The 12,904-nt window shown below is 28.4% G+C and carries 9 protein-coding genes and 1 CRISPR repeat array; all 9 genes read left to right on the plus strand.

Annotated features, from left to right (window positions below; all coding sequences use genetic code 11):
- Positions 1-504 precede the first annotated feature (504 nt).
- The 9 genes from cas6 to B8978_RS11335 all read left to right on the plus strand — a co-directional run bounded on the left by cas6 (position 505) and on the right by B8978_RS11335 (position 12,892).
- A complete protein-coding gene (gene cas6, locus B8978_RS11295) occupies positions 505-1,200 on the plus strand; it encodes a CRISPR-associated endoribonuclease Cas6 (RefSeq protein ID WP_242950544.1) in 696 nt (231 codons plus the stop codon).
- Positions 1,201-1,213: 13 nt separating this feature from the next.
- A complete protein-coding gene (cas8b, locus tag B8978_RS11300; protein ID WP_084116140.1) occupies positions 1,214-2,959 on the plus strand; it encodes a type I-B CRISPR-associated protein Cas8b/Csh1 in 1,746 nt (581 codons plus the stop codon).
- Positions 2,952-3,914, plus strand: a complete 963-nt coding sequence (locus B8978_RS11305; RefSeq protein WP_084116141.1) for a type I CRISPR-associated protein Cas7 — start codon at positions 2,952-2,954, stop codon at positions 3,912-3,914. The genes cas8b and B8978_RS11305 overlap by 8 nt, the downstream gene beginning before the upstream one ends.
- Positions 3,915-3,917: 3 nt before the next feature.
- The gene (gene cas5b / locus B8978_RS11310; RefSeq protein WP_084116142.1) at positions 3,918-4,658 is read left to right on the plus strand and encodes a type I-B CRISPR-associated protein Cas5b; all 741 of its coding nucleotides are present in this window, start codon (positions 3,918-3,920) and stop codon (positions 4,656-4,658) included.
- Positions 4,659-4,667: 9 nt separating this feature from the next.
- Positions 4,668-7,250 carry a CRISPR-associated helicase/endonuclease Cas3 gene (locus B8978_RS11315; protein ID WP_084116143.1) on the plus strand — a complete coding sequence of 861 codons (2,583 nt, stop codon included), beginning with the start codon at positions 4,668-4,670 and terminating at the stop codon, positions 7,248-7,250.
- The gene (gene cas4 / locus B8978_RS11320; protein WP_084116144.1) at positions 7,247-7,741 is read left to right on the plus strand and encodes a CRISPR-associated protein Cas4; all 495 of its coding nucleotides are present in this window, start codon (positions 7,247-7,249) and stop codon (positions 7,739-7,741) included. Before B8978_RS11315 ends, cas4 begins: the two co-directional genes overlap by 4 nt.
- 100 nt (positions 7,742-7,841) lie before the next feature.
- On the plus strand, positions 7,842-8,846 hold the full coding sequence (cas1b, locus tag B8978_RS11325; protein ID WP_139796048.1) for a type I-B CRISPR-associated endonuclease Cas1b: 1,005 nt from the start codon (positions 7,842-7,844) through the stop codon (positions 8,844-8,846).
- Positions 8,846-9,130, plus strand: coding sequence for a CRISPR-associated endonuclease Cas2 (cas2, locus tag B8978_RS11330; protein WP_084116145.1), 285 nt, complete (start codon positions 8,846-8,848; stop codon positions 9,128-9,130). The genes cas1b and cas2 overlap by 1 nt, the downstream gene beginning before the upstream one ends.
- 208 nt (positions 9,131-9,338) lie before the next feature.
- Positions 9,339-11,734: direct repeats of the CRISPR family, unit length 30 nt; unit sequence GTTGAACATTAACATAAGATGTATTTAAAT.
- Positions 11,735-11,959: 225 nt separating this feature from the next.
- Positions 11,960-12,892, plus strand: coding sequence for an ABC transporter ATP-binding protein (locus B8978_RS11335; RefSeq protein WP_084116146.1), 933 nt, complete (start codon positions 11,960-11,962; stop codon positions 12,890-12,892).
- Positions 12,893-12,904 lie beyond the last annotated feature (12 nt).

The following is a 12,904-nucleotide window of genomic DNA, read 5'->3' on the forward strand; positions in this document are numbered from 1 at the left end:
TAATATGTTGAACAATAACATAGGATGTATTTAAATTTTAATTTATTGTATTCTGTTGTCAAAGCTATTAATGTTGAACAATAACATAAGATGTACACATCTAGAGTTTGCGCGAGAGTGCATATGACTTCATGAACAAAATATTTAGATGCCAAAGAAATAATGTATTAAACCAATTATGAACAATAACATAATATGTATTTAAATAATTTTTTGATATATTTTTTTATAGAATTTGAATATCAACATGTAATGTAGAATTTAAAGGAACTGCAATGATTGTAACAATGCCATTGCAGTTCCTTTTTTATTAATCATCAAATTTATTGATATATTTTTTTAAAAAAGTATTGAAATTCCATTTATGGAGATATAAAATATAATTATAAAGCAATTTACAAAAGATTAAGAGTAATAAACAAATGATATCCTCCATAAAATATTTGATTTAATGTAGGTATTTTATAGAATTGAGATTTTAATATTGCAGGGAGGTGAATAAAATTGATAAAAGTATATGAAATTTCTTTAAAAGTATATCTTCTTGAAAATATAGAAGAAAAAAGTGTTCTTCAATCAATAGCAGAACTAATAGATAAAAGTTTTACTAAAAATTCAGAATTGGCAGAATTTCATGAAACAAATACCTACAAAAAATACGTATTTAACGCATTGTACCCAATTGAAAGAAACAAAGTTTATTTTAAGGGAAGAATATATAGTTTTCAAATAAGAACTGTAGATGAAAAGCTGTGCAGTCATTTTGAAAAGGTGCTTGTTAATGAATATACTGATAAATTTAAGATTCTCACAGTGAAAAAAAGAGTTGTTTCTCAAAAGAATATAGAAAAAATATACACCATTACGCCGTGTATAGAAAAGTTCGAAGATGGCTATTGGAAAAATAATCACTCTGTAGAGGAATTTGAAAAAAGATTAACAGACAATTTAATAAAAAAATATATTCAAGTTACTGGTAAAAAAATTGATGAAGACATAGAAATATTTAACTTGATTGAATTTAACAATAAGAAACCTATATCGGTTAACTATAAAAGTGTTAAACTTCTTGGCGATAAAGTGACTTTATATGCAGCAAATAATTCATTAGCACAAGAACTTTTATATTTTGCACTTGGTGTAGGACTGTTGGAGATGAATGGCAGAGGGTTGGGATATGTAAACTACAAATGGATGTAGGAGGTGATAAGAAATGCTTAAGGATTGTATGGATAAATTTTATGGCATTTATGATGAAGACAAGGAAGATTATATTTTTGAAGATTATTATTTAAAAGAAGGAACTTATCTATTGGTAAATGAAAATGGAGATGTAGAAAAAGAATTTAAGGTTACTAAGAATAATAATGATAAGACCTATGATTACTACGATAAGTTTGCAGAAATGGATTATTTGTCAAAGCTAATTGATATGAACAAGCCAATCGATCCGAGTAAAGTAATTCACAGCAATAATTATTTGTCTTTTTTTATAAAGAAGGACAGCATAAAGGAAAAGCTTACAGAAGATATTATAGATGCATACTATGATATACTTCTAAATCCTATGAAAAAATATGAAAAAGATAAAAATAAGAAAAAAATGTATAAGGAAGTTGAAGAGGAATTTGGAAAAGTTCATGAAGAAAAACTTCAAAAAAATAAAACATGGATTAAAGAACATATAAAAAATTTAATTAGAGAGGAAAATAAAGAAAAAAATTATCTTAAGATATTTTTTGAGGCGGATATTGAGGAATATAGAAGGGAAAGTAAAAAGTATGTAATTCCCAATATATATAATAGCACTCAGTACAATATAAATATTAAAGGCATAACCTATGGACTTCCAAATGACAATATGGGGCTTAATGCTAAAAAGCCATATCTTGAAAATAAATCACGTAAAAACACACTTCCATATTTAATATCCACTGAAGAGGTAAGTAAGCAGAAAAAGTTTTTTGATTACTTAATGAATAATGCAAATCAAGGAAAAAACAATGTATATGTAAGTGACGATAAAATAAAGTGCCTGCCTAAAGGACAATTCCTAGAAGAAGATTTTAATGGACATTTTTTGAGAATACAAAAAGGAAAAGAACTTGAAATTCACGATTTTGATAATATAGTGGGAATGAGATTTAAAATAAACAATTTGCAAGTTAAAATGGTAATCCCTATAGACTATTCGAAGATTAAACAAACTTTAGACTACGGTAAGATAGAGAATCTTAAGGAGCTTGAGGCTAATATAAATTCCACCTTTTTTAATAAGTTTTTATCTGGAAACTATTTTTCAAAGCCAAAGGATATAAGATTAAATGATTTTATAGTTAAGGAAAATCTACTAATGTATAGAGAGGCTTTTTTTGCATGGTTTTACAAGGGAAATTCAAGTGTAATAGAGCAGAGTTTTGACAAATTAACCATGTGTTTAATAAAAAATTCAATAAGTAATGAATATTTGATAAAGGCTAAAGAACAGTATAACCTCAGAAGTGGGGTGCTAGAATATTTCAAAGGAGTGAAAAACATGGCAGATATTACAATGGAATTATCTAATAAGCTTAGAAAAAAAATAAATAATGATACTACAGATAAAATTGAAAGTGATGATGAATATTATTTTGCTGTTGGACAGGCTGTAAGTTACTTAATATCTTTAAATAAATCAAGTAAAAAAATGCATTCTCTTATAAATCCAATATTAAATTGTAAAAGCAATGAAAGATTAAATGGAGAGATAATTAGATTATTTCAAAAGTATGATTATGCTATAGAAAAGAGAAATTTAAGATTTAATAATTTAGGAACGATGATTTTAGGCTATATACCAGAAGGAAAACTAAATGAAAATTTACTGATTTCAGGATATCTGTATAGCAATCTGATATATGAAAAAAGCAAAACTGAAAATGGAAAAGGTGAAGTTGAAGGAGGAAAAGATCATGAATAAAAGAGTTTACGGAATTATAGGAATAAAATCTATTATGGCAAATTGGAATGCTGATTTTAGTGGACATCCAAAATCTATATTTAATGGTGACATTTTTGGAAGTGATAAAGCGTTAAAATACCCAATGAAAAAGATGTGGGATGAAAATGGAGAAAAGGTTCTGTATATAAAATCCTTAAAAATTGAAGAGGATAAAAAGGAAGGCGTAAAGGTTAGACCCAAATCCCTAAAAGAAAGATATGAAGAGATATTTGAGGTGAAGGATTTAAAAAAGGAAAAGGATAGTAAAAAGGTTATCACAAATTTATTTAGTGCAGTAGATGTGAAAAATTTTGGAGCAACCTTTGCTGAAGAAGGAAATAATATAGCTATAACAGGGGCAGTGCAAATAGGTCAGGGCTTTAATAAATATGAAGATACAAGTGTTGAGGAGCAGCAAATATTGTCACCATTTAGGGATGCCAGCAAGGAAAAAAATAATACTGGAGGAGAAGATGATAAAGAGGCTGCTAATTCAACTACTTTGGGAACTAAAATTGTAAGCAGCGAAGCACATTACTTTTATCCTTTTGTAATTAATCCACTTGCTTATAAAGATTATGTGAAAATGGAAGTGACAGAAGGCTATACGGAAGATGACTACAATAAATTTAAAGAAGCAGCAATAATATCAGCAACAGCCTTTAACACGAACTCTAAGCTTGGTTGCGAAAATGAACTTGCAATATTTATTGAAACAAAAGAGGATTTATATTTGCCAGATTTAGCTCAATATATTCGTTTTGAAAAAGGAGAAAGTAAAAATGTTATAACTCTAGGGTTTGACAGCATATTAAGCAAGGTTTCAGATAGAATTTTAAGTATTGAAGTATACTATAATCCACTAACTACTGAATTTGCAAATAAGCTAGAAAAAACAAAGTATTTTAATATTTTTACAAGGGAAGTGCTCTAAAACATGAAAGCTTTAAAATTTATACTGAAAGGACAAACGGCTTTTTTTAAGAAACCAGACGTAAATACATATTTGTATTTTACCTATGGAAATATTCACAAAATAGCAGTTTTAGGTATACTCGGTGCAGCTTTGGGCTTTGGGGGCTATAATCAGCAGGATAAAAAAGCTGTTTATCCAGATTTTTATGAGAAGCTTAAGAACATAAAAATAGCTATAGTGCCTTTAAATGAAAGAGCGTATGTTCCTAAAAGAGTGCAGAGCTTCAATAATTCCGTTGGATATGCCTCAAAAGAAGCAGGAGGAAATCTAATAGTTACAGAGCAATGGCTTGAAAAACCGCGTTGGGAAATATATGTGGAGTTAAATTCAAATATTTATGGCAATGAGATAGCGGAGAGCTTTGAAAAAAATAGTTTTGTTTTTATACCTTACCTTGGAAAAAATGATCATTTTGCTGATATAGAAGATGCAGAAGAAGTTGAACTTAAGGAAGAAAAAGAGGCTTATAAGCTTCACAGCCTGTTTTTTAAAAAACACTTTGAAATATTGAAGAGCGATGGCTTAGATATATTTGAAGAAGAAGAGGTTACTTGGAAATACGAAGAAAGATTGCCTGTACTTCTAGAGAAAAGTACAAATCAGTATATAACAGAGAGAATGGTATTTACTAATGCAAGTCTTGAACTAAAAGAGAAGTGTACGGTTTATTCATGTGATGATAAAAATCTATTTTTATTTTAGGAGGCAACCATGTATTTTGAGGATGTGAAAAAATTTGATATAGAGAAAAATATTTCGGATTTAGATGAACTTTATGCTCATTTAAAGAAAGATGGAAGAGAGAAGCTCAAAGCTCATATAGATTTAGTCTACAGTTATTTTTTTAAGCTCTGCGCAGAAAAAAATTTAGATGATGTGTTTTTACGACTGGAGAGAAGTTTTTTTAAACATTCAGATAAAGTAGCAATAGGGCTTTGGAAGGAACTAATAGTCAATACAATATACATGCATGATATTGGTAAGGTTAATGAACAATTTCAGCTTTTTAAAATGAAAAATGCGAAATTCAATGATATAGATACTCTTACTGTGCACTCTAAACATTCAATGCTTTCTGCATGCATATATTTTGATTACTATTTAGAAAGGGTTAAGGGTATAGAAAAAAGCAGTTCAAGTACAATTATTTTGTTTTTAACATTAAATTCCTACATTATATCAAAGCATCACGGAACTTTAGAAAACTTTGCAGAGTTTAGAGAAAAGTTTTTAGATGCGTTTAGTGATTATAAAGAAAAAGCAGCTTTATATAGAAGCTATAAAGGGGAACTTAAAGAAAAATCTGATGGTTTTTTTCAAAAAGTATATAAAAATATAGAAAAAGCAATGGTGGATATTGAAAATGACAAAAAGTGGAAATCCATTGAAGTATATATTTATTCAAAGCTTCTTTTTTCTCTTCTTACAGCTTCTGATTTTTACGCAACCTCAAACTACAGTACTGGCAAAAAAATAGATCATATGGGGACTATTAAAGATATAAATAAGTACTACTCTATTTATAAAAATAGCAAAATATATGAGAAAATACAGCTTCACAAAGAAGCTTTAAAAGGAAATGGAGAAAGTCCCTTTGGGAAGAATGATATAAATAGACTTAGAACAGAAATGTTTTTGGAGGCAGAGGGAAATTTAGAGAAAGCAATTAATGAGAGTATATTTTATTTAGAAGCACCTACAGGAGCTGGAAAAACTAATACTTCAATAAACTTAGCTTTTAAATTGATTGAAAAGTGTAAAAGTTTAAATAAGATTTTTTATATATTCCCATTTAATACTTTAGTAGAGCAGACTAAAAATTCTCTGGATGATATATTTGAAAACAATAATGAAATAAAAAGAGAAATTGCGGTCATAAATTCTATAACACCAATAATGACAGAGGATAAGGAAGAGGACGGCAAAGAGATATATAATAAGGAGTTAAAGAAAAAAGTAGATTATGATAAATCACTTTTAGATAGACAATTTTTTCATTATCCTATTGTGTTAACTACGCACATAAATCTATTTACACACTTATTTGGAAACAGCAGAGAAGCGGTGTTTCTAATAGCACATCTTGCAAATAGCGTAATTATCTTAGATGAGATACAAAGTTATAGAAACAATCTTTGGAAGGAAATAATTATATTCTTAAAAAAATATGCAGAGGTACTTAATATTAAAATAATAATAATGTCTGCCACCCTTCCAAGACTTGATAAATTAACTGATTCAGATAAAAGCTTTGTGCAGCTAATTAAAAATAGGAGTAACTACTTTGAAAATTCACTCTTTAGGAATAGAGTTAAATTAGATTTTTCCTTGTTAAACGAAGAAGATCCAATAGAAAAGATAAACGAAAAGGTTATAGCTATATCAAGAAACTCTAATAAGAACATATTAATTGAATTTATAAATAAGAATGCGGCTATGAATTTTTTTAAAGCTTTGCTTGAAATCAATAAAAATGAAAAGCTAGAAAGAAAGTTACTGCTTATAACTGGTGATGACAATAAAGCTGAGAGAAATAAAATAATAAAACAGGTTAAAGCAGAAAAAAATATAATTCTTGTAGCAACGCAGGTTATAGAGGCTGGTGTTGACATTGATATGGACATCGGTTTTAAGGATATGTCTATACTAGATGCAGAGGAGCAATTCCTTGGAAGAATAAATCGTTCCTGTAAAAAAGATGACTGTACAGTATACTTTTTTAATTTAGATAAAGCTACTTATGTTTATAAGAGAGATTATAGAAAAGAAAAAGACATTACGCTTATAAATAAAGAAATAAGAGATATGTTAGTAAACAAAAACTTTTCTAAATTTTATGATTTAGTTATGGAAAGAATAGAAAAAGGTTTAAAGAAGGAAAATGATAGGAATATTGATGAATTTAGAAAAGAAATGATTTTTAAATTAGATTTTAAGGGTATAGAAAAAAGAATGCAGCTTATAGAAGATGAGGATAAGGAGTATCAAATTTTTTTAAGCAGAGATATAGAACTTGAAAATGGTGAAATCTTAAATGGGCATGAAGTTTGGGAGGAATACGTTGAGTTATTAAAGGACAACAAGCTTGGGTATGCTGAAAAGAAGGTTAAACTTTCTATAGTAAATGAAAAGATGAATTATTTTATATACAAGGTAAAGCATTTATCAATTTCATACAATGATTTTGCTGGAAATATATATTGGATAAAAAATGGAGAAAATTATTTTACAGAAGGTAAGTTTGATAGAGATAAGTTAAACAAAAGTGAGACAATTGGATGTGATATTCTATGAAAATAAATGGAACTCTAATAAATTATTACTTTCATTGCAAACGGCAATTTTGGCTTCATGGAAATAGAATCAATCTTGAAGATAACAGTGAGGATGTTCGCATTGGTAAAATTCTTCATGAGCTTAAAAGCGAGGGTAAAAAGAATACTGAAATTTCAATAGATAATGTAAAAATAGATAAGATAACTGATGAATATCTTGTTGAAATAAAAAAATCTGATGCTGATATAGAGGCTGTTAAGTGGCAGGTTATTTTATATTTAAAGATATTGAAGGACAAAGGCATTGAGAGAAAAGGTAAAATTGAATTTGAAGAAAAAAACAAACAAAATAAAAAAATATTATATGTTGAGCTTACGGAAGAACTAGAAAAAGAATTAGAAAAATTAAAGATAGATATGGAAAAGCTTATGGAAAGTGAGATGCCTCCCAAAACCTATGAAGTTAAGAAATGCAAAAAGTGTGCATATTATGAATACTGTTATGTATAAGATGCTAGAGTGAAATTCAAGCGACTTAAAATTCAAAGGATTGTGGATTTATATGAATAATTAGCAACCGATAAAATAAGCTGATGAGGAAGTGGAAATAGTGGGCAGTGGAACAAAATATATAATGAGTATGGGGGATATTAAAAGAAAAGATAATTCCATATTATTTAAGAATGAAAAGGGTAATTCTTATTTGCCTATAGAATCAGTAAAAGAAATATATTGTATGAATGAGGTAAATGTAAATAGCAAGTTTTTAGATCTAGCCGCCAAAGCAGGTATTACAATTCATTTCTTTAATTATTATGGATATTACAGCGGAACCTTTTATCCTAAAGAGAATCTTGTAAGCGGTAATTTAACAATAAAGCAAGCTGAGGCGTTTTTAAATAAAAGGAATGTTATAGCAAAGGCTTTTGTACAGGGAATTGCAGATAACATATATGAGGTTTTATATCACTATTACAGACATGGTAAAAGCGAACTTAAGGAAACTTTAGATTGGATAAAAAATTCTGTTCCTTTGTATTTGCAAAATGATAAGATAAGTATAAAACAGATACTTAGAGTGGAAGGTGAAACTTGGCAAAGATTTTATAGCGATTTTAAATATTTTCTTCCAGAGGATTTTGTGTTTAATAAAAGAGTAAAGAGACCACCAGATAATCCCATGAATGCTCTTATCTCTTTTGGTAATTCTATTTTGTATTCTAAAACAGTGGCTCAAATTTACAATACTCATTTAAATCAAACTATAAGTTTTTTACACGAACCTTCTGAGGGCAGATTTTCATTAAGTTTAGATTTATCAGAAGTATTTAAGCCAGCCATAGTATATAAAACTATATTTGAACTGGTCAATACTAAAAAACTTCAGGTTACTAAGCATTTTGATAGAAAATATAATTATTGTTTATTAAATACCGCTGGAAAAAAGATATTTGTACAAGCCATAGAAGAAAGATTTGATGAGGTTTTTCAGCATAATAAATTAAAGAGAAAGGTATCCTACAAAACTGCAATAAAATTGGATGGATATAAACTTATAAAATTTATACTTGAAGGTAAAGAATTTAAGCCTTTTAGCCTGAAGGAGATGGTTTAGTGCGGAAAAACTTTAATTTTAATTATGCCTTTGTGTTTTATGATGTAAATGAGAAACGAGTAAATAAGGTGTTTAAGGTATGCAAGAAGTATTTTCATCATCACCAAAATTCTGTGTTTAGGGGCACAATAACCCCAGCTAATTTCATAAAATTAAAAAGTGAAATTAATAAGATAATTGAAGGTACGGACTTTGTAACCATAATAAAGCTTATAAATGGTGATTGCTTTGATGAGGAGACCTTAGGTATAAATGAAAAAAATACAGAGGATTTAATCCTTTAAATTACAATTTTACAACTATAATCAGATGAATTTTTCCAACCGCCATAATAAATTAAAGAGCTTCAATCTATTGTAAATCAATGCTTTGGAGCACTTTTTATATGCTTTTTTCCAAAAATGAAAATCGGTTGGAAAAATTTCAGGGAAAGTCTTTATTAATGCGGGTTAAGAGAGTATAATGAAAATAGAGAATGGCTTATTTTCAGTAGTTGAACATTAACATAGGATGTATTTAAATTATATGAATCTGTCTTAAGATGCGTTATCTGTCCATTAGTTGAACATTAACATAGGATGTATTTAAATCTTTTTCTACAGTAGCATATCCCCAGACTTCTCGTTGAACATTAACATAGGATGTATTTAAATTGCTTATAGTAATGCTGTTAAACGTCTTGGAGAATGTTGAACATTAACATAGGATGTATTTAAATAAGACTGTAAAGCAAGCTTGTTTGACATTGAAATGTTGAACATTAACATAGGATGTATTTAAATGCATTAAGCACTTCAAGCGGATATATAATTGAAGTAAGTTGAACATTAACATAAGATGTATTTAAATGACGGTGAATATACTATCCCTATTAGTTATCTTTTGTTGAACATTAACATAAGATGTATTTAAATCCCAACACAAAAACCAGTTAGTTTGTTAAAAAAATTGTTGAACATTAACATAAGATGTATTTAAATGTGGAACAGGTTAGGATAGTATCGGATGATTAAGCAAGTTGAACATTAACATAAGATGTATTTAAATGCAAATATGGCAAATAGAAACGGAAAGAGAAACAGTTGAACATTAACATAAGATGTATTTAAATAACTTGTGGTGCTTCTATTACTTTAGCTAATATAGTTGAACATTAACATAAGATGTATTTAAATGTTAAAGGTGGCATTATGCAACCTCAGACAGACTATGTTGAACATTAACATAAGATGTATTTAAATCTTGGGAAACTACCATCCAAAGGAGAAATACCTGAGTTGAACATTAACATAAGATGTATTTAAATTTGCTTCTAGCTTTGTAACTTCCATATGGAATAAGTTGAACATTAACATAAGATGTATTTAAATAGTATCGAATGGCATGATAATAGCGGAAAACCTGTAGTTGAACATTAACATAAGATGTATTTAAATCCGCAGAGCAACGAAGAAAGACATTTGCAACACTGTTGAACATTAACATAAGATGTATTTAAATCCACATGTGTATATTTTTGCATTATGCATATGACTGTTGAACATTAACATAAGATGTATTTAAATTGTTTTCCGTCTACAATAATCCATTCGGAAATATGTTGAACATTAACATAAGATGTATTTAAATAAATCCTAGACATTTAAATATGAACAATAGAGTATTTGTTGAACATTAACATAAGATGTATTTAAATTGTGCAATATTATTAATGTTTACATTTAAAGAACTAGTTGAACATTAACATAAGATGTATTTAAATTTTTCTACAGCTTCTAATCCATCTGCCATAGCTTCTGTTGAACATTAACATAAGATGTATTTAAATATATCTATGTATTGAGTTATTATTTGGGGACATTGTGTTGAACATTAACATAAGATGTATTTAAATTATGCAACCGTACTAGGACTATGTATACCCAAATCTGTTGAACATTAACATAAGATGTATTTAAATCGATAAGCCTGTAGATGAAATGGACAAGTACGAAGTTGAACATTAACATAAGATGTATTTAAATCATGATGATATAAGCTTACAACTAGAACAAAAATCGTTGAACATTAACATAAGATGTATTTAAATTATAGAAATTTATAACTTAGCTATGGAACTAGGCTTGTTGAACATTAACATAAGATGTATTTAAATTATGGCTACCAATTGCTTTAGCTTGAAGAAAATCAGGTTGAACATTAACATAAGATGTATTTAAATTACAATGTAATGGTTATTTTCAAAATAATTTTTTAAGTTGAACATTAACATAAGATGTATTTAAATTCTTCATATTTTCTATTTACTGTATCAAAAATTATAGTTGAACAATAACATAAGATGTACACATCTAGAGTTTGCGCGAGAGTGCATATGACTTCATGAACAAAATATTCAGATGCCAAATAAATAATGTGTTAAACCAATTATGAACAATAACATAAGATGTATTTAAATTGGTGTTAACCATAAGTAGATTTCTTAGCAATCCTAGTTGAACATTAACATAGGATGTATTTAAATTAAGTTAGATTTACGGCAGTATCAGTTATTTGTCTGTTGAACATTAACATAAGATGTATTTAAATTAAAATGAATTGCTTATACTATTTTCAATAGCAATTGTTGAACAATAACATAAGATGTATTTAAATTTATTTACACCCTTTATAATGTAATCTCCCTCGGGTTGAACAATAACATAAGATGTACACATCTAGAGTTTGCGCGAGAGCGCATATGACTTCATGAACAAAATATTCAGATGTCAAATAAATAATGCGTTAAACCAATTATGAACATTAACATAAGATGTATTTAAATCAGGATATTATAAGGAATTCCTCACCTCCTACCCGTTGAACATTAACATAAGATGTATATAAACTTTAACAGAAAAACTACATCGTATATAATCATCCATTGAACTCATCCATAAAAACACCCACAGGTATTAAACTACTTGTGGGTGTTTTTGTCATGTGATTTGCACTCATTTATATTACAAATGTCATATGGATAAGTGCAAATACTCACTAACTAGTGCGGAAATTTTTTTGTATGATATAAGCATAATAGATAGTAAATATAACTTGGTTAGGAGGATACAAGTATGTTATTAGAAATCCAAAATTTAAAAAAAAGATACAAAGATTTTGTTGCGGTAGATAGCCTTAATTTAAATGTTGAAGAAGGTGAAATATATGGACTTTTAGGTCCTAATGGTGCAGGAAAATCTACAACTATAAATACTATAATAGGTTTAACAAAGGTAAATGGAGGACAAATCAAAATCTTTGGAAAGAAATTTAATGGTACAGAAACAGACATAAAAAAACAAATTGGTGTTGTGCCACAGGATATAGCAGTTTTTGAAGAATTATCAGCTTATGAAAATGTAGAGTTTTTTGGTAAATTGAATGGGTTAAGAGGCACTGTTTTAAAGGAAAGAGTTAAAGAAGCACTTGATTTTACAGGACTTTGGGACAGAAAAAAAGACAAACCAGGACAATATTCAGGTGGTATGAAAAGAAGGCTTAACATTGCATGTGCAATTGTTCACAGACCAAAGCTTATTATAATGGATGAACCAACAGTAGGTATTGATCCACAATCTAGAAATCATATATTAGAATCAGTAAAAAAATTAAATGAAATGGGATCAACGGTAATATACACTTCTCACTATATGGAAGAAATAGAGGCACTGTGTAGTAGAATAACGATTATAGACCATGGAAAAGAGATTGCAACTGGAACAAATGAGGAGCTAAAAGAGTTAATTTTGAATGAAGATAAAATAGATATGGAGTTGTCCCATATTAATGAAAAAATAGTTGAACAAATAAAGTTAGTAAATGGAGTAAAAGCTTGTGAAGTAAATGGAAATGAAGTAGCAGTGACATCAGAAAAAAATAGTGAAAATATTAGTGCCATAACAGCTAAAATAGCTGAGGCAAAAAGTAAAATAATCTCCATAAATGTTGAAAAGCCAACATTAGAGAGAGTGTTCCTAACATTAACAGGAAGAAAGCTTAGAGATTAAGGAGGAATGGTT

Origin of the sequence: Clostridium acidisoli DSM 12555 (assembly GCF_900176305.1) — a bacterium.
GTDB lineage: Bacteria > Bacillota > Clostridia > Clostridiales > Clostridiaceae > Clostridium_I > Clostridium_I acidisoli.

Coding starts and splice junctions, on each gene's coding strand:
- cas8b (WP_084116140.1), top strand. CDS start 1,214: ATGCTTAAGGATTGTATGGATAAATTTTATGGCATTTATGATGAAGAC.
- B8978_RS11305 (WP_084116141.1), top strand. CDS start 2,952: ATGAATAAAAGAGTTTACGGAATTATAGGAATAAAATCTATTATGGCA.
- cas5b (WP_084116142.1), top strand. CDS start 3,918: ATGAAAGCTTTAAAATTTATACTGAAAGGACAAACGGCTTTTTTTAAG.
- B8978_RS11315 (WP_084116143.1), top strand. CDS start 4,668: ATGTATTTTGAGGATGTGAAAAAATTTGATATAGAGAAAAATATTTCG.
- cas4 (WP_084116144.1), top strand. CDS start 7,247: ATGAAAATAAATGGAACTCTAATAAATTATTACTTTCATTGCAAACGG.
- B8978_RS11335 (WP_084116146.1), top strand. CDS start 11,960: ATGTTATTAGAAATCCAAAATTTAAAAAAAAGATACAAAGATTTTGTT.